General features: G+C 42.5%; 21 protein-coding genes and 1 pseudogene. 8 read left to right on the forward strand and 14 right to left on the reverse strand.

All coding sequences use genetic code 11. The annotated features are described in order from the left end of the window. Window positions 1–4 precede the first annotated feature (4 nt). Complete coding sequence (locus tag ACHUFI_RS14750; RefSeq protein ID WP_394250404.1) at window positions 5–2,413, forward strand: VolA/Pla-1 family phospholipase; 2,409 nt, start codon at window positions 5–7, stop codon at window positions 2,411–2,413. Window positions 2,414–2,635: 222 nt separating this feature from the next. Beyond that, window positions 2,636–3,193 (forward strand): PhnA domain-containing protein, encoded by a 558-nt coding sequence (locus ACHUFI_RS14755; RefSeq protein WP_394250406.1) that lies wholly within the window; start codon window positions 2,636–2,638, stop codon window positions 3,191–3,193. A 64-nt stretch (window positions 3,194–3,257) separates the two neighbouring features. Here the strand turns inward: ACHUFI_RS14755 and ACHUFI_RS14760 are convergent, their stop codons facing one another. From ACHUFI_RS14760 to ACHUFI_RS14785, 6 genes are all read right to left on the reverse strand, one after another. Continuing rightward, window positions 3,258–4,535, reverse strand: a complete 1,278-nt coding sequence (locus ACHUFI_RS14760) for a monovalent cation:proton antiporter-2 (CPA2) family protein (RefSeq protein WP_394250408.1) — start codon at window positions 4,533–4,535, stop codon at window positions 3,258–3,260. Window positions 4,536–4,574: 39 nt separating this feature from the next. Continuing rightward, window positions 4,575–5,054: an aminoacyl-tRNA deacylase gene (locus tag ACHUFI_RS14765; protein WP_394250410.1), complete on the reverse strand. Its 480-nt coding sequence runs from the start codon at window positions 5,052–5,054 to the stop codon at window positions 4,575–4,577. A 135-nt stretch (window positions 5,055–5,189) separates the two neighbouring features. Next, window positions 5,190–5,891 carry a DUF1223 domain-containing protein gene (locus ACHUFI_RS14770; RefSeq protein ID WP_394250412.1) on the reverse strand — a complete coding sequence of 234 codons (702 nt, stop codon included), beginning with the start codon at window positions 5,889–5,891 and terminating at the stop codon, window positions 5,190–5,192. Window positions 5,892–6,056: 165 nt separating this feature from the next. After that, window positions 6,057–6,248 carry a hypothetical protein gene (locus ACHUFI_RS14775; protein WP_137357463.1) on the reverse strand — a complete coding sequence of 64 codons (192 nt, stop codon included), beginning with the start codon at window positions 6,246–6,248 and terminating at the stop codon, window positions 6,057–6,059. Between the two features lie 314 nt (window positions 6,249–6,562). Further along, complete coding sequence (locus ACHUFI_RS14780) at window positions 6,563–7,567, reverse strand: TerC/Alx family metal homeostasis membrane protein (RefSeq protein ID WP_394250516.1); 1,005 nt, start codon at window positions 7,565–7,567, stop codon at window positions 6,563–6,565. A gap of 479 nt (window positions 7,568–8,046) precedes the next feature. Then, window positions 8,047–9,789: a bifunctional metallophosphatase/5'-nucleotidase gene (locus tag ACHUFI_RS14785; protein ID WP_394250414.1), complete on the reverse strand. Its 1,743-nt coding sequence runs from the start codon at window positions 9,787–9,789 to the stop codon at window positions 8,047–8,049. A gap of 295 nt (window positions 9,790–10,084) precedes the next feature. Here ACHUFI_RS14785 and ACHUFI_RS14790 point away from each other — a divergent pair. Together ACHUFI_RS14790 and ACHUFI_RS14795 are read left to right on the forward strand one after the other, a co-directional pair. Next, window positions 10,085–11,092, forward strand: a pseudogene (locus ACHUFI_RS14790) (DUF2813 domain-containing protein); the annotation flags it as partial. Between the two features lie 60 nt (window positions 11,093–11,152). Then, entirely contained in the window at window positions 11,153–11,677 is a 525-nt protein-coding gene (locus tag ACHUFI_RS14795) for an ATP-dependent nuclease (RefSeq protein WP_394250519.1), read from the forward strand. 113 nt (window positions 11,678–11,790) lie between these two features. Here the strand turns inward: ACHUFI_RS14795 and ACHUFI_RS14800 are convergent, their stop codons facing one another. Continuing rightward, window positions 11,791–12,297: a DUF1097 domain-containing protein gene (locus ACHUFI_RS14800; RefSeq protein WP_394250416.1), complete on the reverse strand. Its 507-nt coding sequence runs from the start codon at window positions 12,295–12,297 to the stop codon at window positions 11,791–11,793. Window positions 12,298–12,476: 179 nt separating this feature from the next. Then, window positions 12,477–13,382 carry a LysR substrate-binding domain-containing protein gene (locus tag ACHUFI_RS14805; RefSeq protein ID WP_394250418.1) on the reverse strand — a complete coding sequence of 302 codons (906 nt, stop codon included), beginning with the start codon at window positions 13,380–13,382 and terminating at the stop codon, window positions 12,477–12,479. A gap of 249 nt (window positions 13,383–13,631) precedes the next feature. On the opposite strand from ACHUFI_RS14805, the gene focA reads away from it, so the two are divergent. After that, a complete protein-coding gene (gene focA, locus ACHUFI_RS14810) occupies window positions 13,632–15,083 on the forward strand; it encodes a formate transporter FocA (protein ID WP_394250420.1) in 1,452 nt (483 codons plus the stop codon). A gap of 813 nt (window positions 15,084–15,896) precedes the next feature. Here focA and ACHUFI_RS14815 read toward each other — a convergent pair. From ACHUFI_RS14815 to ACHUFI_RS14825, 3 genes are all read right to left on the reverse strand, one after another. After that, entirely contained in the window at window positions 15,897–16,466 is a 570-nt protein-coding gene (locus ACHUFI_RS14815) for a YceI family protein (protein WP_394250422.1), read from the reverse strand. Further along, window positions 16,463–17,002 carry a cytochrome b gene (locus tag ACHUFI_RS14820; RefSeq protein ID WP_394250424.1) on the reverse strand — a complete coding sequence of 180 codons (540 nt, stop codon included), beginning with the start codon at window positions 17,000–17,002 and terminating at the stop codon, window positions 16,463–16,465. The genes ACHUFI_RS14815 and ACHUFI_RS14820 overlap by 4 nt, the downstream gene beginning before the upstream one ends. 167 nt (window positions 17,003–17,169) lie before the next feature. Continuing rightward, window positions 17,170–17,415, reverse strand: a complete 246-nt coding sequence (locus ACHUFI_RS14825; protein ID WP_394250426.1) for a DUF2164 domain-containing protein — start codon at window positions 17,413–17,415, stop codon at window positions 17,170–17,172. Window positions 17,416–17,605: 190 nt separating this feature from the next. Between ACHUFI_RS14825 and ACHUFI_RS14830 the strand changes: the two genes are divergently transcribed. Then, the gene (locus tag ACHUFI_RS14830) at window positions 17,606–18,238 is read left to right on the forward strand and encodes a hypothetical protein (protein ID WP_394250428.1); all 633 of its coding nucleotides are present in this window, start codon (window positions 17,606–17,608) and stop codon (window positions 18,236–18,238) included. 580 nt (window positions 18,239–18,818) lie between these two features. Continuing rightward, a complete protein-coding gene (locus tag ACHUFI_RS14835; protein ID WP_394250430.1) occupies window positions 18,819–19,556 on the forward strand; it encodes an EAL domain-containing protein in 738 nt (245 codons plus the stop codon). 99 nt (window positions 19,557–19,655) lie between these two features. Here the strand turns inward: ACHUFI_RS14835 and ACHUFI_RS14840 are convergent, their stop codons facing one another. Genes ACHUFI_RS14840 through ACHUFI_RS14850 form a run of 3 tightly spaced genes read right to left on the reverse strand, consistent with a single transcriptional unit; the run spans window position 19,656 to window position 24,837 of the window. Further along, the gene (locus ACHUFI_RS14840) at window positions 19,656–22,712 is read right to left on the reverse strand and encodes an efflux RND transporter permease subunit (RefSeq protein ID WP_394250432.1); all 3,057 of its coding nucleotides are present in this window, start codon (window positions 22,710–22,712) and stop codon (window positions 19,656–19,658) included. Continuing rightward, window positions 22,709–23,764, reverse strand: a complete 1,056-nt coding sequence (locus ACHUFI_RS14845) for an efflux RND transporter periplasmic adaptor subunit (RefSeq protein ID WP_394250434.1) — start codon at window positions 23,762–23,764, stop codon at window positions 22,709–22,711. Before ACHUFI_RS14845 ends, ACHUFI_RS14840 begins: the two co-directional genes overlap by 4 nt. Continuing rightward, window positions 23,764–24,837, reverse strand: coding sequence for an efflux RND transporter periplasmic adaptor subunit (locus ACHUFI_RS14850; RefSeq protein WP_394250436.1), 1,074 nt, complete (start codon window positions 24,835–24,837; stop codon window positions 23,764–23,766). Before ACHUFI_RS14850 ends, ACHUFI_RS14845 begins: the two co-directional genes overlap by 1 nt. A gap of 163 nt (window positions 24,838–25,000) precedes the next feature. Here ACHUFI_RS14850 and ACHUFI_RS14855 point away from each other — a divergent pair, with 163 nt between their 5' ends. After that, complete coding sequence (locus ACHUFI_RS14855; protein ID WP_394250438.1) at window positions 25,001–25,732, forward strand: TetR/AcrR family transcriptional regulator; 732 nt, start codon at window positions 25,001–25,003, stop codon at window positions 25,730–25,732. Window positions 25,733–25,745 lie beyond the last annotated feature (13 nt).

Below are 25,745 nucleotides of genomic sequence, written 5' to 3' on the forward strand. Positions count from 1 at the left end.
AATTATGAAGCATATTTTCAAACTTTCAGTTTTAACTACTGCGATTTTCTTAGCTGGTTGTGGTGATGAAACGGAATCTACAGGTGCTACATCTACTTCTAAGTATGAAGCCCACATTCAAGAGTCGTTAAGCCAACCAACTAACATTAAATTCAACCTTAGTGGGTCTGACGCTTCGGTTCCATTACCAAGCTTTGCGCTAATGGATTCAACCGATGGGACATTAGGTATACCAACAAGTGGCGACGATGCATTAACTAACCCTCTGGCTGCTATGAATACCGCTGATGGTTACTCGACAACTATGCCAATCATTTTAACCTTTGAGGGCGCAGGTTTTGCAACAGCAGCGGTCTCCAATGGTGTGTACGTTATTGAGTTAACGGAAAGTATGACTGGGTCTCCTGGTGTCGAACGAGTACTAACCAATGGTACTGATTTTTCAGTGGTTAGTAGCGGTACATCTTTAGTGATTAGTTTTACAAAAGATTTGAACGCGTCGAGCGAATATATTTTTGCTGTGACTAACGATGTTGTAGATGCAAATGGTGATGCTGTAGGTATGTCTTCGAGTTATGCGGCATTGAAATCTACATCAACCATGTATTCTGAAGGTAGCCTTGCTCAAGCGCAGCAAGTTACACAAGGAGTCGAAGGCATTTTTGGCCTTTCGGGTGTAGTCGGCGATCCTACAACAATTATTTACTCAAGCTGGTTTAGCACACAATCCGTTGGTGACTCATTATATGCGACAAAAGCGGCGACAGCGACAGGGCTTGGTGGGACTGGTCTAAACGATGTTTGGAAAGATAGCGCTAATCCAAATGACGTGGATTTGAGTACTGCCTACGCGATGCAGTTCGGTGCGACGCAAGAGTTTTCAGCAGCGTTAAATACTGATGAAGATTTTGACAAGTACATAGGCGAGGGTGACGCAGCTAAAACGGCGACTTTGAAAGCATCGATAAACGCTTTATATGGTGGCTCTGGCGCGACTATTGATGTGACACAAGGTTTCGTTCAGCTTCCTCATTACCTCGAGAAAAGTGAAAGTAGTTGGAATTCTCAGCCATTTGAGTCTGCAATGCCAAGCCTTGCAAAAGTAAGCAGCGCGTTATCGGATCCTGCAGAAGCAACACATATGGCGACTCAGTTAGTGACAGCGGGAATAGATCCGACTTTATTAGCCACAAGTCAAACAGAGCAATTGAAGCTGATTGGTTTAAATTTGACTCTAGTGGATGGTACAGCGCTAGATAGTGAAAGAGTTATCACTAGATATTCACCTGTTCCCCAAGTTAAGTCTTTAGAAACTGTAGAGTTTTTGCTATTTACACCAAATGGCTCAGATCCTACCGACGTGGTGATATACCAACACGGTATTACTTCAGCTAAAGAGAATGCGTATGCGTTTGCCTATAACATGGCTAACGCAGGCCTTGCCGTTCTTGCTATTGACTTACCTATCCACGGTACGCGTAGCTTAGACGATACTCGCTCAGCCAATAGTAATACGTCGGCGTATTTGAACCTGACTTATCTTCCTGTTGCCCGTGACAATGTTCGCCAAAGTGTATTGGATGTTATGGGGCTAAGAACTTCCCTTACTGCTTCTTATAGCGCCAACCTGCTAGCCGCATCACCTTTAAAAGGTTTTACTCCAGCATCTGAAGTCAAATTACTAGGCCACTCATTGGGCGGAATAGTGGGTACCACAGCGGTAGCAACAGCAAATCGTACGCTAGGCAGCGATCAAGCTGATGCGCTTTATACATTTGCTGCGGCTTCAATCCAGAATTCTGGTGGGCAGATATCTAATTTATTACTAGGTTCGACGGAATTTGGCCCTGAGGTTAAACATAGCATCGCATCGAGCGCATCAAGCCAATATGCAAGCTTTGCATCTGACAACTGTGGTAGTCTGGATGATAAGACGTGCTACGAAACCTTCGAAGGTTTAGCCACGACAGAGCAATTAGCAGTGATGGACTCAGCGTTCCAACAGTTTGCTTACGCAGCGCAGACAGTACTGGATACAATTGATCCATATACTAACGCCAGCCATTTGCTGAGTTCTGGCGAACCGGTGTTACCTATCTATATGGGTCAAGCGCAGGGTGACGAGACTGTACCAAACACTGTCGATGGTGCACCGTTTGCAGGGACTACACCTTTAGCGACGAAGCTCGAGCTTACGGTAGTCGATTCATCAAGCACTAGCCCTAATGGTGTAAAGGATTTTGTTAAGTTTAGTGAGGTTGCGGAACACAGTACATTTGTGGCTCCACAAGATGACAGTACACCACTGCCATTAGATTTTGCTCACCACACTGGAATGCAAACTCAATTGGTTGATTTTATGCTTGATAACGATTTGGGTTCAGTAGATAACAGTAGTTCTATCTTAGAATAATCAGCGAGATCTAAGATAATTCAAACGCCAGCTTTTTTTGCTGGCGTTTTCGTCCTATTTTTAGTGCCAATTCGGATAAATATGGGTACTTTGATTCTGTCATCACCTAAAAACCTCTCCAATCAAAATTAATCAAGACAGAATACCGTACGACCTCTTTCAATCTCTTTCATAAAGTGCATAATAGCCCCGTTATTAATACCTATAAAATGTGAGTTCATTATGTCTTCTGAAGCAACTATGCTTGAACGCTGCCAATCTAAATGCGAACTATGTGGTTCTGATTCTTCTCTTACTGCATACGCAGTACCGCCACATAGCCACGTTACTGTGGACCACGGGATTATGGTATGTGATAAGTGTTTAGGTGAGATCGATGATCCTAAAGATATTAACCACTGGCGTTGCCTAACTGACAGCATGTGGAGTCAAGAAGTTCCAGTGCAAGTTACCGCTTGGCGCCAACTGACTCGCCTTAACACTGAAAGCTGGGCTCAAGACGCGCTAGACATGATGTACATGGAAGAAGAAACATCGGTTTGGGCACAAATTGGCATGTCAGCTGACGACAAGCCACTGGACGTAAATGGCGTTGAGCTGAAAAAAGGTGACGACGTAACGGTAATCAAAGACCTTCCAGTTAAAGGTACGAACCAAGTTATTAAACAAGGTACCGTGATTCGTGGTATCAGCGTTGGTGACGATCCGAAGCTTGTGTCGGGCAAGACGAATGGTGGTCAGTCAATGTACGTTATTGCAGAGTTCTGTCGTAAGAAGTAGAAAACATTCTTACTGTAAAAAAGGCGCTGTCTAGCGCCTTTTTTGTATCTAGCGGTTGAGAATATCAATGGATGTTACTCGTAAATACTTTGTGCGCTATGCGCTCTAATAGCGGTGTCGCAAACATACTTAATAGTACGACAGTAAGTAATGTTTGATACAAGTCTAGTTCTATAAGATCGAGCCCTTTTGCCAAGCCAAAAATAACCAAAGCAAACTCCCCGCTTTGTGCCAATAAAAAGCTTACAGCGATGGATGCCTTCTTCTCTATTTTGAATAGTCGACACAATGGCCATAGTGCTATTAGCTTTATGGTGACTAACCCGGCCGTAGCGCCAATCACAACCCAAGGTTGTTCCAAAAATGTTTCGATACTTAGCGACATCCCCATCGATATAAAAAATAACCCTAACAACAGGCCTCTAAACGGCTGAATCTCGGAGATTATTTGTGATCGGTAGTGAGAGTCGGCAATCAATAGACCTGCAATAAATGCCCCCATTGCCATCGACAACCCGACACTTTGAACAGCCTGCCCCGCCCCAAGAACGAGTAAAAGCGCTGATGCAGTGAATATTTCGGGTGAGCGAACTTTTACGATGAGTGCGAGCAAGGGGTTGAGAATGTACCTCGCTAAAATGACAATCAGTGTCAGTATGACAAAGGCTTCCAATAGAGCGTAAGAGACATCTTGAACAATGGTGAATTCAGGCGTTGCTATGAATGATACGAGTGCGAGTAACGGCACAACCGCGATATCTTGAAATAACAAGACTCCTAGCGCAGGCCTCCCGTATTCGCTTGAAAGCGCCTCTTTATCCGTGAGTAATTGCAATATTATTGCTGTGGAAGATAGCGCTAGGGCGAGTCCAAGAAGTAACGAGATTTTCCAAGAAGTCAAAAATGCCAACTTAATGGCAAGTGTTAAAGCACCACCAGTAACCAGTACCTGCAAAACCCCGAGCCCTAACACTAATTCTCGCATCCGCCATAATCGCGAGGGGCTAATCTCAATTCCGATGACAAACAATAGAAAGATAACGCCCAATTCAGCGTAGTGGGATATTTCTGTTAGCCCATCGATCAAAGATAAGCCGGACGGCCCAAGAATAATCCCCGCCATTAAGTAGCCGGTTATTGACCCAAACCCTAAAGATTGAAAAATGGGGACAATAATGATGGCAGCGGAAAGTAAGATGATAATGTCGGTCAAATAATCTGTATTCATCTCAAGGGAGTAACCCGTGTTAGTGCTGACAAATTGTATTTGTCTAAAAGAGGCACCTTCTAATAGTAGTTCATAGGGATTATTAAACGGAATGCGCTGGGTGGCGATGCTCAAAAAGGCGCTCACCGGCGCCTTTTATAGAACACAGAAGTATTAATGATAAACCTCTTTACCGAAACGCGTGTGCTTCGCATGTGATGTGATTTTTTTGAAGTCTTGTCGGTCGATTTTGAGGAGCGTTTGGTGGTCACCAGCTTCAATGTAAACTTCGTCTAAGTTATCGAGTAGCTGATCGCAAACCATCATCATGTTGTATGCTTCTCCAATGGGAGGTATAGCGCCTTCGTCGCAATCGGAAAACATCTTATATACTTCTTTTTCACGGCTTAGGTGGAACTTCGCATTAAATTTTGCGTTTAACGCTGACATGCTGATCTTCTTATCGGCCTGTAGCACCGCCATCATATTGTGTCCATCATGATCTTGTAGGACGACAGCTTTAGCGACCTGGTTTAGCGGTACTCTAGACGCCACGGCTGTACTTAATGAACCGTTGGTGTGAACATGTTCGATTGTCTGATAATCGATATCGTGTTCTTGTAAATACCGATTAAGTTTTGTGGAAATTGTCATAGACCCTCCTTAGCTCATTGAGTGAAAGTGTCCTTATCATCTGAGCTGCAATGTCTTTAACAGAGTAAGTATAGCGGGATCTTTAGCATACTCAGTGCGCTATTTTTCTTTAGAAAGCCATTGTTCTTTAGAAACCTATTGCTCTTTAGAAACATTGCCAGCAACGGTTTGCACTGGTTTAAATGAGCTTGTCGTCGTAACCCAAGCGGCGATCGTGTCAAACTCATTATTTGTTAGCTCCAAACTCCAAGAACTGTCATTACTACGTTGTTGGTGTTGCTCTAATACAACGAAATTATGTTTCAGCTCCTTTCCTTTGTTTTCTCCTGCTTTTACATAACTGATTCGTTCGTTGGCGATCAATAAGAGTGTGAGGTCAAAAGTCCCTGTCTCGGCAAACTCAACCGTGACTTCGTTATTGTGGAGCGACATGACTAACGGTTTAGCGCTGACGCTGGGGGTGTCTGGAAGCTCCCTATCTAACCAGTTAAAGAAACCACGCCATTCTTGACCATCGACGACGAAACTTGGTGTGTAAACGCTATTGACGACACCATATTTTCTGTAGAGCTGTTGTCTTAGCGTAAATGATGGCTGAGCATAAGGATCTTGCCAACCGAGGTAATCCCAGTAATCAACGTGAAAGGCAACTGGTATGACGTCCTCCCAAAGTGCATTTGAGTCATTTAATTCACTTAAAAACTCATCAGCAGGCGGGCAACTGGAGCACCCTTCAGAGGTAAATAGCTCGATGATTTGCGCTGGTGGGCCTTGATGGATCCACGTCTGCGCATAGAGAGGTAGCGACGTAATTGAAAGCAATAACAGTAGTTTCATAGATCACCAAGAATGAACAGAGGTGACTAGCTAGACCGTTGCTGCAAATATTATCTTTCAGAGCGTGTAGCTTAAATGGTAAATGGAGGGTATTAATGAATATTAAGTACAAAACAAAAACGCCAGCAAAATGCTAGCGTTTTTAATAATTCTAATGCGTTTAGATTAACGGTATAGGCCGATATCTTTTTGCATGTGACCAGATAAGTCATTTGCGTAGTAGCTGCGCGGAGCGCTGTTATCTACGAAAAGTACATCTAGAATGTGAGCAATCAATCCTTTGAAGTTAACCGAGTAGGTCTTCTTATCCATAGAGTTTGGAACAGCGATAGTATTCATTTGCATTGCTTGAGCCATGATTGCCTCTCTATAAATTTGTTAACGTGATTCGTTTTGTTGGTAAGAATAATAAGAGAAAATATGGCGGTTAAAAAATGACAAAATTTGAACTTTCGCATTACATTTTCTAATGAAACAAGGTGTTAACAACGGGTCGCCATATCGACTCGCTTAACTTGAATAAAAATTCACAATACTGCTAAGTGGGTGAGTATTGTATAAATAAGAAACTTTATAAGATGACTGGCATCACAATTCTTTAACACTATTAATTTTGAACTGTGATGCCATTTTTAGGTTTACTTGGTTATTAGGATTAGTTTTACTAGCGATTAATTGGATATTTCAATTGGTTTTCTTTTACTATAAATCGACGCTATAACCGCTAAGGTCATTACTGACACCAACACGCCTAAAGAAATAACCGTTGGGATTTCCCATGCTGTTCCCACCAATGTCATTTTGATACCAATGAAGATCATAATGAACGATAGCGCTGGTTTAAGATAAACAAACTTATCCATCATTCCTTGCAAAACAAAGTACAAAGATCTTAGTCCAAGTAGGGCGAATACATTAGCCGCTAATACTAAGAATGGTTCTCTAGTCACCGCGAATATTGCCGGTATCGAATCTAATGCGAACATCACGTCCATAACTGCGATAACACCGATTACCAGAACCATTGGAGTAACAAACCATTGCCCTGCTTGTTTTACTACGAGCGAGTTACCATGGTATGTGTCCGTCACATTAGCAAACTTACGGATTAGCTTTTCTGGATAAGGGCTTACCGACTCCCCCTCGCTATCAAATGCGAGTTTAATACCTGTCCAAATAAGGAATGCCGCAAAGACATAAAGTATCCAGTGGTATTGCTCTAGTAGCTGCGCACCAACCGCTATCATTATTGCTCTTAGCACCAACGCACCAATTACCCCCCAAAGCAATGCTCTTGGACGTAAGTGCTCAGGCACCTGGTATTGCGAAAAAATGATCGCAAATACAAATAAGTTATCAACGCTTAACGACTTTTCTAATAGATAGCCAGTAATGAAAGAAAGCACGGCTTTCTCTGATGTATAGCTACTATTTGGTGCGTAAACGTCCCAGAACAGATAGATAGAACCAGCGAAGACAAATGCAAGCAAAAACCAGAAAACACTCCAAATTGCAGCTTTTCGGATAGTAATGTTGCCACCACGGGTTTGATATATATCGATTGCGACTAATACTAGCGTCAGCAGGAAAAACCCAACGTATGTGATGGTATTAGAAGTATGGATTGTTTGTTCAGCTGTTGTGCTGATAACAGATAAGGATTGTGTTGAGTTCATCATTCCTCCGGGCGGAAGAACTGTTTAGTTAGACCTTCCGCATACAAAAATTCCCCAGTACGATAGTACTAAGGTGTTGAATGCGTTGGTCTCGTTGAAGTGGACGAAAAATCCACCTTTACTTACCGGATAAGCTTTCGCTTAACGAGATGACGATAAGTAAACTTGCGCTAACTACTCCCCAAACAAGTGGATAGTATTCCTGAATTTTGAGTGCGTCTAGCTTTATTTGAACGATAAAAACAAAAAGGAGCGAAACGCTCCTTTAATGTTTTAAGTCGGTTAACACTATTTATTGAAAGCATATATTCCCATGCTAACTATACGCCTGCTATTGGTACAAAGTAGACGAGTGCTGACCATGCTGATACCCATGCCACGACGACAGCAGTATCAACCCAATCTTGTTTCCACATGCTTACTCCCTAACCTAGTTCAACATCATTGTTTTCTAGGTAGTGAGTTCTCTATAGCAAATCCTATACCAAGGACGAACGTAAGCAATCGAAGCTTAACGGTTCTGCTAACCCGTTAGGACTGTCTTTCAAGTATTCAATAAAACAGTCCGCCATTGACATGTTAGTCACGACGCCCTCTTCTTCTTTTTCTAGTATCGAATCGTAGCCTTCTTTGCCCTTCATCGTATAGGCTGAGGAAGTACCGAGGTATTCTTGCTCAGGAGCGACCGCTTGCCATCCTAATTCAGAGTTTAAGACCTCTAAATTGGTAATTCGCTCGCCCATGCGGTTATCAGCCACATAAGTGTATTTTAAATTATGTGTATACGGAAAACTGCCTGACCCCGTCCCGACAACCCCATTATCTAGGGCATTGTTAATTGCCCCTTCAAGCGTTTGTTGCAACGCTTTGCCGCTTATTTTGTAAACACCGATAGGAACGGCAAAAGGTAGCAGTTTTCCGGCAATATCTGCCACCGATACTTCGCCGGCGTTAAGTGAGTTTCGTACTCCCCCTGCGTTGTGAATCGCAAAGTCAGCGGCATAGCCTTTCTTGTTCATACTGTGCACAAACGACTTGGCCACTAGTGGAGCCAGTTGACTAGGGCCTTTCTCGTCAGGGATACGGACGTGGCGTAGTTTCGTGTCTGTTTTAGCGATGATTTGCTTTTGGAGTTTACGTACACGAGGCAAGTATTTGTCAACGAGAATACTTTGGATGTCTTTGTCCTTTTTACACACTGAGACGTTCAAATGTTGATTGAGATAGTCACACGCTAAACCGTGGGCACTATCGTTACCCATTTGACTTAAGTTTGCATCTAAGAAAAGGCGACGACCAAGAAGCAGTTCATTCTTACCTTTAAATTGATTGACGGTCCCGTTTTCAGAAAACTCAACTTCACAGTGACCTAGGCTCATGGAGTGGAACCCAGCTTGAACGACGTAGGTATCATTGATTCTCACGCCGTAGTCGTCATCCTTTGCTAACCCTAAATCAGAAAAGTCACCCTGTAACCTATGACTGTGCCCGCCTACAATGATGCTAATGCCGGATACCTGTTTGGCTAAGTCTAAATCTGCGTCGTAGCCTAAATGGCTGAGTAAGACAATTTTGTTTATCCCTGCTTTACGGATCTCAGCAACCGTATTGTTGGCAGTACGAATGGCATTAATAAATGGTGTGTCTGGGTCTGGGTTGGCGATGTCCGACATTTTATCGAGCGATAGACCAAATACTGCTACCGGTTCACCGTCAAACTCTTTGATGATGAACGAAGCGCTTTGCGACTCTTCGATATAAGGCTTTATTTTGTCATTAGTCGCTAATCGATACTGTTTCGAAGTGTCTTCGTTTGTCAGGTCCCAATTCCCCGCCAACAAAGGAAACTGAATTTTTTGTGCGAATTGTGCAACGGGCTCATTACCCATATCGAGCTCGTGATTGCCGAGTGTCATCGCATCAATATTCAAAGCATTAAGTAGATCGGCGTTTGCTAAGCCTTTAAATAGCGAGAAGTAAAGTGTGCCTTGAAAGCAATCACCGGCATGCAGAAATAAGGTGCCCTTGCCTTGCCTTTTTGCGTCTTGCTTCAACTGTTTAAATCGGGTCGCTATTCTCGCAAATCCACCAGCACTCACATAAGGTTCAATGATGCTCTCGTTCACTTTTAGTGATAGCTGTAATGACGTTGGTTCAAAGTATGAATGGGTATCATTAATATGTGCCAGCAGCATTTTCACTGGCTTATTCTTTTTAGTCATAATTTCTCTCTCTTTTACCCTTCCATACTAGGTTGAGAATCATGACAGAATCGTGAATTTTATGAAACTTAGATGCAAAGAAATTTGTTATCTTTTTCCACGGTCACATTATATAGGCGCATAAATTCAATCATAAATGGCTCTGATTTGTGACGATGAATCCTACACCATTGCCAATTATCTATTATGATTGAATATATCTGTTAGCTTTCAATGAATTAGCAGATCAGCCCGTAAGGAGCAGCCTATGCAATTAGAAAGAATAGAGATTTCTGGCTTCCGTGGTATCAAACGAATGTCTTTGGCCTTTGATGAGCTTACGACACTGATCGGTGAAAACACATGGGGTAAGTCTTCTTTATTAGATGCACTGTCGGTCGTCTTGCCTGCCGATGGCGTCCCTTATCAGTTTGAAATGCAAGATTTTCATGTCGATTATTCGATTTCTCACCCTCAGTCTCAACACCTGCAGATCATTCTTGCTCTGAAAGCAAACGACAAAAGTGAATTGAACGCAGGACGCTATCGTCGACTCAAACCGATATGGATTGAAGATGAATTTGGTACGTTTCGAATCTACTACCGTATCAGTGCCACATTAGAGCAATACGAAACCACCACTCACTATGCGTTTCTTGACTTAGAAGGTAATCCTTTAAAGCTTCACCATTCAGAAAAACTCGCGCAAGAGCTAATGACGCTGCATCCGGTTATTCGCTTACGTGACTCTCGCTATTTTGATCGTCCGTTTCAAGTGGCTCAGAGCGGTGCGAGTATCAATGCTCGTGCAGAAAAGCGTATTGATAACACATGCCGCCGTTTACTAGCGATTCCTGGACACGTGAATAAAGGTGAAATGCGCAGTAGCTTGAATTCAATGCAGAGTTTAGTGGACCACTACTTTTCATTTAAGAGTCAATCTCGTAAGAATCCACGCAAGCCCCGCGATGGTTTGTTGTATTCCGTGGCGCCAAACGATAAAAGCGTTCACCAAATTGTTGAAGAAACCAGTAATAAACAAACCCGATTATTGTTTATGGGGCTGCTCAATGCTTACTTGCAAGCAAAAGGTCCAACCGATTTACGCCGTTGTGCCCGGCCTTTACTGATCCTCGAAGATCCAGAAGGACGACTCCACCCTACTCATTTAGCAAGAGCATGGAGTTTATTGCAGCAATTGCCGATGCAAAAAATTCTCACGACTAATAGTGGTGAATTGCTCGCAGCAGTCCCTCTCCAGTCTATTCGTCGTTTGGTCAGACAGTCAGACAAAACCATTGCAACTCAGCTAAGCACCAACAAATTTTGTAAAGATGAACTGAGACGCATTGGCTTCCATATTCGCTTTCACCGTTCAGGAGCGCTGTTCGCGCGATGTTGGTTATTGGTTGAAGGTGAAACGGAAGTATGGCTGTTTAATGAACTCGCCAATCAGTGTGGCTTTAATTTGGCCGCTGAAGGTGTCCAAATCATAGAGTTTGCTCAGTCAGGGCTAAAAGCATTGATAAAGGTTGCTAAGGCATTTGGCATAGATTGGCATGTTGTCACAGATGGAGATGCCGCAGGGAAGAAATACGCCGCTGCGGTTCTCTCTCAACTTGGCAATGATCAAGCACGTCACCGATTAACGGAATTACCTGATAAGGATATCGAACACTTTTTGTATTCGAATGGGTTTGAGAATTTCTTTAAAGATATGGTCAAGATCCCACACGATCATCCTATTCCACCTAAAAAAGTGGTCACTAGGGTGCTCAAGAAGCACGCCAAACCGGATCTTGCTCTTGCGATCGTTTCCCACTGTGAAAACCAAGGCCAAGAATGTATCCCATTATTACTTCGCTGGACACTCAAGCGCGTCATTACCATGGCCAACGGTAATACCTAAATAAATTTGATAGGTACTTTAATAAAAAAAGGCACACCAAAACGGTGTGCCTGTACAAATACTTTATACAAATTAATTGGGGGTTAATCTTCCATTCAATAACATGCTTTCAATTATGCTTGCAGTTTTTTTGCAGACACTTTGATTGATTGCTTACCATCTTCCGAAGACTGGGTTGATTTCTGGTGTAGCCAAAGTCCAGACGCTTTCATCAAGTAACCGAACACGCCGCCAACAATTAATGAAGGAATGACAAGCTGCCAGTCTCCATTTGCTGCAAATGTTGCACACGAGCCGATAAACGTTCCTGGAATGTAGGCTAGCCAAGATTGTTTTGCTTGTATGCACATAAAGAATGCAACGATAGCAGTGATTACGTAACCAAGAATTTCTAAACTCGCATAAGTTGAACCATGAATAATGACCATGGCCCAGAATACACCACTCATATTCGTCAACAGACTACCCGCAAGTCCTTTTATTCCACTGGTTGGTGAAGCAAAATAACTGGTGCAGCCTAAAAATCCGGCCCAAGAAAGTAAACCAAAAGAAATGGCTACCCATCCCCAGATGCCAGACAAAATACCCGTTGTTAACGAAATCGCGACTAATGTACTCATAACTTTTTCTAAGCAGTAGAACTACTGAACTTAGCCTCACAAGAAATCAAGGAAGTATACTAAGGTAACGAGCGCAAAATTCAGGTGATCATAGTCACATTTGCAATGTATAAGAGTGTCACTTTATAAATGGTTTTGTGATGCAATCGATAAATCAACAGAAACAGTTATAGGGTTATTTATAGAATTGATGGTTTGCTCTTCATCATACGCTTCCCTTCTCGCTTAATGCATTCAGCCAAAGGGTTTTCAGCCATATCTGCACGCCAGATAAAGGAAAGGGTTCTATCCATCTCTAGCTCAGGTACGTTGAGCGCAACGAGCAAACCCGCATCAATGAAGCGTTCTACGTCTAAATAAGGTAAACACGTTAAGTATTGGCCATTTGCAACCAAGCTACGAAGTACTGGGACATGTTCGTATTCTCGCCACACATCGAGATCGGCAATTAAATGGTGAATCGAGCTATCAAAAACTTTTCGAGTACCTGAACCATGTTCACGTAACACCCACTTGGCTTGTTCGAGTTGAGCTAAACTCACTCTGTCACGTTTCGCAAATGGATGATGAGCTGAAGCGACCACAGTTAAGTGATCCTGACACCACACTTCTTGGTGGATTCGATTGTCGTCACAGCGACCTTCGATAATGCCTAAATCGTATTTGTAATCTAAAACGCCATTGATCACGCTTTGAGTACTCTTTACACCTAAGTCAATTCTCATCTCAGGAAAGTCATTATCAATAATACTGATGAGGTCGGGCACTAGGTGCTCGGCAGGTGTCTGACTCGCTCCTAATCTAATTTCTCCACTTAATAAATGCTGCTCGTAAAAGCCCATTTCTATTTGCTGGGCGTCTTGCAACAAGCGCTTTGCTTTTGGTCGTAGCCACATTCCCCAATGGGTCAGCGCCATTTGCTTTCCTTGCCTTTCAAATAAAGGACGGCCAAGCATTTTCTCGAGTTGAGCCAACGACATACTGGTCGCTGATTGAGTTAAGGCTAATTTGTCTGCCGCAGCACTGACACTTCCTGAATCCGCGACCGCGTCAAAGACGGTGAGTTGTTTTAATGAATAACGCAAATTTTCTTCCCTAGATGATCCAACTGATACCAATAAACACTCTTTTAATCAGGTTTTTATGAGCAATTGATTTCATTCTACTCCGCACAAAAACTATATCAATTAATTTGATAGCGATTCTAAAAATTATCAATTTTACCTGTAGGTGCAACCACCCTAATCTGGATTGGCAGTCAGGAAACACACCGACTGCTTTCACATTACCGATAACACTAGGAGTTGTTATGAATACCAATTTGAGGAGGAGTTATGACAGCAAGCACGTCTGAAAATCATCAACTATTTTCTCCCAAAGAAATGATGGCTGAGGCTGAAAAGTTTGCACTCAGTAAGGCCAATAAAACCAGCAGCATGACATTGAGCTTAGCGATCATGGCGGGGGCATTTATTGGCTTAGCATTTTTGTTTTACATCACTGTCACGACAGGTAGCCAAGATGCAGGCTGGGGATTGAGCCGTTTAGCCGGTGGCATCGCATTCAGCATGGGGCTAATACTGATTGTGATTTGTGGCGGTGAACTATTCACCAGTTCCGTGCTTTCAAGTATCTCTTGGGCAAACAAGCAAATCACGTTTTCAAAGATGCTATCGATTTGGGGAAAAGTTTACGTTGGTAACTTCATTGGTGCGATGTTTTTGCTTGCGCTAGTTAGTGCTGCTGGTCTTTACCAAATGGATCACGGGCAATGGGGATTGAACGCGCTCAACATTGCTCAACATAAGCTGCACCATAGTCCAATTCAGGCTTTTGCATTAGGTGTGCTTTGTAACTTGCTCGTGTGTTTAGCAATTTGGCTGACGTTCAGTTCAGCTAACGCGATGACAAAAGCAGCGATGACGGTTTTACCCGTTGCGATGTTCGTAAGCAGTGGTTTCGAACACTGTGTGGCAAACATGTTCATGGTTCCATTAGGGATTACGATTCAGACGTTTGCACCTGAAAGTTTCTGGGTCCAGATCGGCAGCACTCCATCGGCCTATGCAGACTTAAATATCGTGCAATTTTTAACAGCGAATCTGGTGCCCGTGACTTTAGGAAACATCGTGGGCGGCTCGGTTCTTGTGGGGCTTGCTAACTGGAGCATTTACCGTCGCCCTCTTCTTAAAGCTACAAATATTTCAACAATTACACAAACAACAACCATTACGTCAGCTAAGGAAAATCCTATGAATACTACTACTCTAGTAAAAGAAATCATGAACACTAAACCAGTAACACTTAGTGTTGAAATGCCAACTCCCGTTGCGATTGATGCTCTACTAGACGCAAATATTGCTGGCGCACCTGTGACGGACGTAGCCGGACGTCTGGTTGGATTTTTCTCTGTACACGATGTAATGGTTGATCTCTGGTGCCAAGACTATCTACCCGTTAAAGATCAAAAAGTAGTAGACCTAATGAGCCGTGATGTGATCGCGATTGGTTCAAACGATAAGTTAGTCGATGTAGCAGAGTTCTTGTGTATCGATAAAGAGCAGCTTTACCCAACTTCAAGTATGGGAATCGCAACAAGAATGACAAGCCTTTCACTAGAAGAACGCGCCAAATCAATGAAGGTTAGTCAACCGCATGTACTTCCAGTCTTGGAAAATGGCGTATTAGTTGGCGTGATTTCACGTAGCCTAATCATGCAAGCCTTGCGTCCAATTTATGGCGAACGTCTAAACGTGGTTGATACTAAGGTTTTAGAAACCGCGTAACAAGCGATACATAGAACAACAAAGAATAGAAAATGCGCTAACTATTAGTTTGCGCATTTTTCTATATGTGGCACATAGATCCCTGCTTGAACTTCGCACGATTACCATATATCGTTCTCAAAAATATTTATTTACGGTATCAATGTTTATTCGAAGGTTAAGTCTTCTAAGCGTATTAGTCGCAATCACCTCAAATTCTGTGCTAGCCGGCCCTACCATCGGCATCAATTTACAGTGGCGTATGATTTCGTACGCATTGATAAAGAAGGTTTTGAGAAAAGTAGTTTATTTTCAGACAGCTAGAATGACAGCATTGCCGATTTCTTACGCCCTTCGACTCTAGGCTATAGCTACTTTCCTTCAGTATTCTTTGGGGTTGAAACCAGTTACTCAAAAGGCCCAAAGCCAATTTACTGATTGGGAAACGATGACTACTGTCAAAATTAAGTCCTATAAACTTGGCGGTATCATTAGGCAACCTTGGTACTGGTTACTTCCATTCGCGAAAGCGGGTATCAATTATTTCGAAACCAATGAGCGACTAGATAGCCATTCTGATCGTTCAGGCTGGTCAGTTAACAACTACTATGGTAGTTCGCCCCTATTTTGGCTTAGGCGCGAGTGTATATATCTCAATCTTTAATACCGGCTATGAATCTGAGTTGGGCGCTGAGTACAGTTATCAGCCCTATAGTAACGGTTACTCGATAATTTCTAGTGTCCAACCCGCCCCTTGCAGAGATCAAAAAAGGCGCAAACAAATTTGCGCCTTTAACTATGCTAGAGGTTTTTCTCTAAAAAAAGTCGTCAGATTTACTTCTTAACGCCTTCTACATGCAGTTCCATGTCTACGTAGCTTGATGCACCCATCACAGCGATATCAAAATCAGCAAGCTCTAGTCGAGTTGTACCGTTGAAGCCAGCACGTTCGCCACCCCATGGGTCTTGACCAGCACCGATGAATTCAGCTTCGATTGTAATCGGCTTTGTTACACCGTGAAGTGTTAGGTCGCCCACTACATCCAGTTTACCGTTGCCTTTATCAACAACTTTTGTGCTGTTGAAAGTTGCGTTAGAGAACTTACCTGCATCGATAAAATCAGCGCTACGGATATGCTTATCACGCTCTGCATGGTTTGAATCTAAGCTTCGAGTATCAACTGTCACATTAACTTTTGATGCTGATACGTTACTTTCATCAAATGAGAAGTCACCAGAAAATTTGTTAAAGCGCCCTTTAATGAAGCTGTACCCTAGGTGGCTTACTTTAAAGTTGATTGAAGCGTGCGCTCCTTTAGTGTCAATTACGTAGTCAGCTGCATTTGCTGCGAAAGGCATCGCCATTGCGAAAGCTAATCCAGTAGCAATAATTGATTTTTTCATTTTGAAACTCCTATCATTTTTCGTAGCGTATCGTCTTTATCGATTATGTGGTGTTTAATTGCAGCGAGTGCATGCACTGAAGCCATAAGAATCAGTATCCAAGCTGCGTAGTAATGAATTTGACCGGCAAGATCTGATTGATTATCAAACAGCTCACCAGCGCTCGGTACGGTAAACCAAGTGAATACGTCTATGCCTCTACCGTCTGACGTCGAGATTAGGTAGCCCGATACAAACAATAGAATCATGGTTAAATACATAAGTCCGTGTACCGCTTTTGCGGCAAAGATTTCGTAAGCTTTCCCTTCAACAGGCGGTGACGCCGTCACACTCTTCCAGATAATTCGTACCACGGTAACGACAGCAAGAATGATCCCTATCGAGCGGTGCCAATCAGGGGCGGTTTTGTACCACTCACTATAGTAAGTGAGGTCGACCATCCACAGCCCTACTCCAAACAATCCGAAGATAGTAAGAGCGGACAACCAGTGAAACGCCCTTGAAAGTGCGTTGTAGTTTTTTACATTAGTCTTCATGCTTTAACCGTATTTGAAATGCAAATAAGAATAATTAGTTATTTGCAATGTACCTTAGCTCTGTTCCTTGAGACACATTATTTACTAAGCTTTACACTTTGTTGACCTGCATCAATTAAACAAGTCATTCAAAAATTTCGAACAAAGTGACGAAGTCGATCAAGGTGTTAGATTTCCACTATCTTTTCAATCTCATAAATTTCATCGGCGATATCCATCATCTTCCTTTCCATTACGCTTTGTGCGTCTTTTAGACCTTGGTTGTAGTACACCGCTCCAAATTTCTTACTGATAAATTCAACAAGAAAGTCTGCGTCAAATTGCCCGATTTCTACGTCTAGTTCATCTTGGAGGTAACGTTGTAATTCTTGAGTCATCAATTGCTGCTGTTTTTTATCTAGCTCTATGGTCATGTGAAGAAAGCCTTTAAGAAGTTATGTGACTGATTTTGTAGCATAGTTAGAACTAATTCATTAATACATAATGGAAAAATATAAATTTGATGCTCAGATCAATAAGTGGGGATTTAACGCTATGACTTTACCGTTGCGTTGCCTATCATGGCTCTCCTATCGCGTTAATAACCATGCATAAGGATTTTCATTGTTATTAGATCTTGTCATACATAGCCTCAATCACTTCCAGGACGACTGCCTTAAGCTTTGCGAAAGACATTACCCTACCGTCCATAACCACGGGATTAGCGAGCACCACATAGGAAAAGCGTTTGCCCGACGTATGGAAAATACGTTTAAGCAATTTAGTCATGCGTGTGTCATCGATTCACTTGAAACGATTGAGGCACCGGATCTACCCCATAATTATCGTGTGACTTCGGATATCGGAACGGTTTGGATAATTACACACCATATGGTGAGTGCAGGAAAAACCTGCCGTAAGAAATTGTTAGGAGATATTCGAGAATGGCAGCTAGAGTATGGCTATGCGATACAACCAAATGACTTACTGATTTTAATCAGTGATCACTGGATTGGAAGAAGCAAAAATAGTCGTGAACTATTACACTGGTGGATGGGGGAATTACCAGACCAAATTAATGAATATAGTGAACAAGGCATCACATTATATAAGAGTGAGTCGCAATTGGCGCATTCTTTAACTGACGATTTTAATATAAGTCCTTGTTTTATTAAATTTGGTCACCCTTTAAAACGTTCAACGAATAAGCAATTAGTAAGAAAATATATCCAGTTATATGCCGTATTACAGTGGTAACTTAATTTATAAACTTCAATATGCGCCCCACTTCGAATGCAACCCCTTGCAACGCATCCTCTCGACTATGAGTCAGCATTATAAGCACATTGTGTCACAGTATTTTTATATGTATTGAAATACGCCCATCGTATTTTTGTGTGACAAGGTTGTTTTTTTTATGTGATAGCTTATTACCTAGGCAAATAAATTTGAGCTTCGTCTATAAAGTGCCATTATTCTCCATTTATTTCACGCTTAGTATTTACTCAATAGCAGATTAATTGATAAACAAATACATAAGATAATTATTAATGGTTTGAATGTTCAAAATGATTTGTATCGATAAATCATTATCTTATCGACCCAGTTTGGATTGCGGTTAATTCCAATGAGATTTCTGAGGGTATGTTATTTGGTCAAATTTCGGGCAAATATAATATATTTTTATGAATTGACAAAATAACCACACGTGTCAATATTGTGACACACGGTTAGACGATAGTAATTCGTTCTATTGTCATGTTTTACTTGTAGCGTACTAAATATGATTTTATCTGACAGAAATGAGTTTGTTAATTGCATAACAGTAGATCTAGATATGCAATACATTGCTCGATATAAAGATTTGATACTTAAGAGCGTCTATCAACCTATATTTGACCACAACATGGTTCAAGTAGGTGTTGAAGCTTTAGTACGTATTACCAACTCTGCAGGTGATGTCATTAGGCCTGACGAGTTCTTTCACTCACCTCAGACTAACGCTTGCGACAAAATCAATGTCGAGCGCTTAAGCCGTGTGATACATATTCGTAACTTTTCCCAGTCTACCGTGCGTAATCTTCAGCTGTTTCTAAACGTATTACCGGATGTTGGTGAACTGTTCGCGACAGAGAATATTTCTAATAGCCTTCTGACCAAGCGCCTCAAAGAACTCAACATCTGCAATAGCCAAATCATCATGGAATTAGTCGAGCTGGATGCGAATTGTGAAGTTCAATTAAAGCATGCAGCTAACACCTTGACTGACAATGGCTTTAAAATCGCGATTGACGACTTTGGTTCGAACGCTTCAACAGAAGCACGCGTCAGACATATCACCCCGAATATACTGAAAGTTGATCGTTCTTTGATGATTGATTTTGAGAAAGGTAATCACGACCAGATTCACCTGGCATTAGATTTAGCAAAACAGATTAATGCTAAAACGGTAATAGAAGGTATCGAAACTCAGGAGCAACTTGAAGCTATGCAGGCGCTCGGCTTCGATATGTATCAAGGCTACCATCTTGCTATGCCTGTACCAATTGAACTCAATACCCAACTCGCAATTTAGCCTCTACTCTCGCTTGCGTTTCATCGTTTCCCTCTATGCGTAAAAAAGCTCAACCCGAAGGTTGAGCTTGGCAAAAGAATCACAAGATTAAAAATCCTTTTATCCGGCAGTGGATGGTTTGATTCTATAAAAGATAGCGAACATTACCGGTACAACAATCAGTGTTAGTACCGTGGCAAAGCCGAGGCCGGCCATGATTGTAATTGCCATCGAGCCAAAAAATGCATCAAATACTAAAGGAATCATGCCTAGTATTGTCGTTAGGGCTGCCATTGAAACAGGTCTCACACGGCTTATCGCACTGTCCACAACAGCTAAGTATGGGTCTTTACCGCTTTCAAGCTCGCTATTGATCTGGTCAAGCAACACGATGCCGTTTTTCAGAATCATCCCACTTAGGCTTAACAGGCCGAGGAATGCGGTGAAACTAAAAGGCATGTTACTCCCCAGTAAACCAATGGAAACACCAATAATCGATAGTGGTACGGTGAACCAAATGACTAACGGCTTACGTAGTGAGTTGAACAGAAGCATAGTGATGATAAACATCAACAGATAGCCCATTGGAAGTGAGCCAAACAACGCTTGTTGCGCATCTTTAGATGATTCGTATTCACCGCCCCATTCAATGCTGTAACCCGTTGGTAGCGCGATCGCTTCAATCTTTGGCTGCACTCGTGCAAACAAGCTTGCTGCTGTCTCGTCACCAAGTACGTCATGGTCAGCCAGAACGGTCAGCGTGCGCTTACGGTTTTTGCGTTGAATAAGTGGCTCAGTCCACTCAAGATTAACGCCATCGATCACTTGTTCTACTGGGATATAAGTCTGAAGTGTCGGGCTCCAAATCTTAATATTGCTCAATGATTCAAAATCAAATCGCTCTTCTTCCGGCAGACGCGCCACAATAGGTAACATGTGTGTACCATCGCGAAGCAATCCGATTGAGCTGCCACCAAACGCCATCTGTAATGTATTCGATAGATCCGTTTTTGAAATGCCCAAGCGACGAGCCTTAGACTCGTTGAATTGTGGCACGAGTTCTTTTGTGCGTTCACGCCAATCATGTCGTACGTTACGCGAACCAGGATCGGATAAAAGAACATCCTCGACCTGTACTGCAATATCTCTGAGAGTTTGCGGATCGGCGCCAATAATTCGAGCTTCAATTTTAGACGCCGGTGAAGGTCCGAATTCCATCAACTTAAATTGGAAGCTAGGCTGATCAAATCTTACAGACAATTCTTGATCAAGCAGCGCCAATGTCGAAAACATGCTTTCTCGGTCGTGTGTACGAACTTGAAGCTGACTGTATGCTTCATAACTTTTCTCTGGCTGATAAGTAAGCGCAAAACGCTGCATACCCTGCCCAGTCGATGTCGTTACAAATTCAACGTCCTCTTGTTCACGGATAAATGCTTCAACTTGTTGAGTCTGCTTTGCCGTTTCTCGGATATCAGTGCCTTCTGGCATCCACATATCGACGTAAAACATAGGTGTATTCGAAGGCGGGAAAAACTGTTGTTTGACCATGCCGAAACCAACGACGGAGACAGCTAATAAACCCACCATAGCGGCGACAGTTAACCAACGGAAACGTAAACAGAATTTGAGTAATGCGCCAAAGACAGTGAATAGAACGCCTTTATACGGGTCTTCGTCGTCGTTGGATTTATCACTTTCTTTCAGTAATAGGTTCGCTAAAAATGGCGTTAGTGTGAGTGCGGTAATCCAACTCAAAAACAGCGAGTAACACAAAACCCAAAACAGTGAACCCATGAATTCGCCAGTAGCGTCCTTAGACAACCCGATTGGAGCGAACGCCGTAATTGCAATCACGGTTGCACCGAGAAGAGGCCATTGGGTTTGTTTGACGATATCAATTGATGCTTGAAGCTTAGTTTTACCTTTCTTAAGGCCAACCATGATACCTTCAACAACGACAATAGCATTGTCGACGAGCATTCCGAGTGCAATGATCAACGCGCCCAATGAGATTCGGTGAAGCTCAACTCCGTTGTAATCCATTAGAATGAACGTTCCGAAAACCGTCAGCAGTAGGACCACACCAATGATGATTCCGCTACGCAGACCCATAGCAAAAAGTAAAACCACAATTACAATCGCTACCGCTTCAATTAAACTCACAATGAAATCGGCAACAGACTTATCTACTTCCTGTGCTTGATTGTAGAAATAATTGAGTTCAATACCGGCAGGCTTGATGCTTTCGAGCCTTTCTAATTCAGTTTCTAGTACTTTGCCGATTTCTACAACGTTAACACCAGAAGAAAAAGCGAGTGCTAAATTGATGGCTGGTTTACCGTTGTAAGTAATGATGTTACTCGGTTTTTCTTTGATTCCACGAGATACCTCAGCAACGTCTTTTAGACGAATAAGGTTGCCCGTATCACGGCCGTGGATAATTAAGTTTTCTAGTTCCTCGACTGAGCTTAATGTTCCGTTAGGTTTAATGGTAAGGCTTTGACCATTCACCATCACTTCACCAGAAGTGACAACACTATTTTGCTGTGAAAGTAAGCTTGTGACGGTATTCATGTCTAGGTTTAATGCCGCTAACCTTTCAAGAGACATTTCTACGAATAGCTGTTCATCTTGATCACCAGCAATACTCACTTTGCCTACGCCATCAACGAGCTCTAGCTCTCGCGTGAGATAGTCAGCGTATTGCTTCAGTTCTACGTAGTTGAAGCCATCACCCGTCACCATAATCATCACGCCAAATACATCGCCAAAGTCGTCGATGATTTGAATCGATTGAACACCACTTGGTAATGTTGGCTGAAGGTCGTTAATTTTTCGGCGCATTTCGTCCCAGATCTGAGGTAACTCGTCAGGGCCGTAATCCATTGCCATGCTGACCATGATCTGTGACATCCCTTCAGACGATGTCGAGGTTATTTTGTCCAGATAAGGTAACTGCCTAATTTCCTTTTCAAGTGGGTATGTTAACTCCTCTTCGACCTCTGTTGATGACGCCCCTGGGTACGTGGAGATAATCATCGCATCTTTGATCGTGAAAGCTGGGTCTTCAAGACGAGACAGTTCACCAAACGAAGTGACTCCCCCGATGGTTAAGATGACTAAAAACAGCCAGCTGATCACTTTGTTCTTGATTGAGTACTCAGCGATATTCATTGTGCAACTCCGTTAATTTCCATACCTTCACGTAACTTTCTTAAATTTGAATTTGCTAACGTGTCGCCTTGATTGATACCGAGTGAAACCAATGCCCCTTTTCCGGTTACTTGGTCGACATGGACCGTAGTTTTGTACGCCTTGCCTTCCGTCACTTTCCATACATGGAATTGACCTTGTTCTTGCCCTGCTTCTAATGTCGTCATTGGCACCTTGAAACCGCGAACTTCACTTAATCCCGCTTTCGCCATATCGACATACACAGTGGCGCTCGTACCTGGAAGTATTGGTTTATCGTTCTGAGCCATCTGTAACCAAAATTCATAAGTCTTTGATTCTGGATGAAGTTCGCTGGTGTGCTCTAAATATTCAAGCTGGAACTCTTCATTCAAACCCGAAAACTGCGCTAATGGCTTATAACGATCGGATTTAATATCGGGATTGAATCTCGCTAAAACAGAATCTGAAACATTAACTCGAACGTAAACTTTTGAATCGTCATATAAGCTAATTACCGTTTCTCCTGGTGCTACGTTCTCATAGTTTTTCTTATCAACATCAGAGACGATTCCACTAAATGGGGCTTTCAACTTTGTGTATTCAACGTCAAGCGACGCTTTCTTCAAATTGACTTTTGAAAGAGTGAAATTTGCGCTCAACTCATCCAATTCGGCTTTTGATACCATCTTGTTCTGGTACAGCTCTTTTGCACGTTTCAATTGCTTGGTTGCCAATTCATAACGAGACTTCGCGTCTACTAATTCTTGCTGCAACTTAGTGTCAACCAATTGCGCGACAACCTGCCCTTCAGTGACACTGTCACCGGACTCTACAAAAACTCGTTTGAGTTCACCCGAAAGTCGAAACGATAAGGGTGTCAGCTCAGCAGGCATCACTTGCCCATTAAACTTTCTGATTTGGTTAACTTCCGGCTCGCCAACCTCATAAGTGGAAACCGTCAATGGGTTTGCTTCTCGGTGTTGAATGTCTGAATTGCACGCTTGTAATACGAGTAATGAGCCAAGAACTAGAGATAATCGAGATAGTTTCATTAGATTCCGCCCTCGCGTTTCCATGTCGTCACCTGTTGGCCTTCAACTAATGTATCGGCACCCGCTACCACTAACTGGTCTCCCGCTGACACGCCTCCGATCACTCGCCCATTATCGTTAAGTGACACTTTTATTTTTGATACGGTTAAATCATTCGGTTGTAACATCCAAAGTTCACCTTCCGTTTCTGACTTATTGATCCACGCAGATTCGGTTAACTCGAACCCAAGGTCTTGATTAGGTTTTAAGATGTTTACCTGCGCTGTCATGCCCGGTAGCAGGTTAATCCCATCGATTTGATCGATTGAAACAACGGCTTGAAAGCTATTGGTATCTCGGTTTGGCTGTGTAGAAATCTCTTTGAAAACGGCTGGAATCTGAATGTCTTGGTGGCTGTCCATTACAACCCACATAGTTGAACCAATTAGCTCATTAAGGCTTTGGTTTTGGAGCTTGGAAACAGGAATAGAAAAAGTGGCATCCATTTGTTTGTCATCAACGATATTTAATACAGCTTGTTTATTCGCGACTACTTGAGACTCTTTACTGAATACCATCGAAACGACGCCATCATATGGCGCGTATAACTTGGTATAGCTAAGATTGGTCGCCGCTTGTTGATATGCCACATCTGCTGCCGTGTACGCATTTTGTGCTTGGTCGAAACTATCCGCGCTAACTAGCTTTTTGCTATACAGTTCTTTCGAACGTTCATACTGAGACTTGGATAACTCATATTGCGCTTTTGCCGCATCTACCGCCACTTGGTAGTCCGTTGGGTCTAGCTTAGCTAACAACTCACCTTTACGAACTTCCTGCCCCATCCGAACAGGAATAGCTTCGATCTCTCCTGATACTTGGAACGACAAAGATGCACGCTCAGTCGCATCAATATTTGCGATAAAGCTGTCGAAATTAAGATCCCCTAACTTGGGAACTTGAATCGTTTTTACAGGCTTAATGACTAAGTCCGTTTCTTCCGACTGCACTTTATTACATCCACTTAGCGTACTTATGAGCGCAAGTACTGCAGCAGCCGAAAATATCCATTTGATAGACAACGAAGGTTTCATTGCAAATCTCCAATTTGTAATTATTATTTACTACACAGTCGTGCAGTATATGTATTTTGAAGATTTACACAAGATTTACTTTCCACGAGTACAGTATTTTTTATTCTGACAAAAAGAGTGTAGAATCTGGTAAAAACAATCTAGGTTTGATTTAAAGGTTGATATGACAGAAAAAAAACAAGGCAGACGAAGTGCTAAGGCTGCAGAAGAAACGAAGTATCAAATACTGTCCGTCGCGGCGGGTATGTTCTGCGATCTTGGATATGAAAGAGTGTCTCTCAGAAACATTAGTGAGAAAGCCGGTGTTTCACACAGCTTGATTCGTCACCATTTTGGCAGTAAAGAAAAGATATGGCACAGCATTAGCGATAATCTGCATGTTTATTTTCAAAAGTATATTGCACATATCGTCAATGAGTTACCTAAAGGCGTGACGCCGAATGTATCGCTTTACTTATTTGTAATGCGCTTGTTTTCCAACATGATTTATACAAAGCGCCCGATGCAACTTATCGCTGATGCAGTTCGTCAAGAGGATGCTCTGTTTGATTACTTTATCGACCAAGTTGGCGATACCGAAGCAATCATTGCTGAGTTGGCTGATCGATATAACAACGAATACCCAGACAAAGCAATCAACATCTATGAGATTAAGTGGCAGGTGATCATGTATGCCAATGCTGCCGTATGTATGACTCCGTTCTTAAAAGACACGTGGAGTTCTGAAACCGATGATCTTGATGTCTGCGTCATGAAGCATTGGGAAATGTTCAATAACCAAATGACTCACGTATTTTCGATTTCTGATGAGTGGGTATTGCACCCTGAAACACTGGAAGAGTTAGTTTATAACGTCGAGTGTGAATGGAAATGTAATAAAGAAGCGGACTGTTAGTCCGCTTTTTCTT

Origin of the sequence: Vibrio profundi, assembly GCF_043642225.1 — a bacterium.
GTDB classification, from domain to species: Bacteria; Pseudomonadota; Gammaproteobacteria; order Enterobacterales; family Vibrionaceae; genus Vibrio; species Vibrio profundi_A.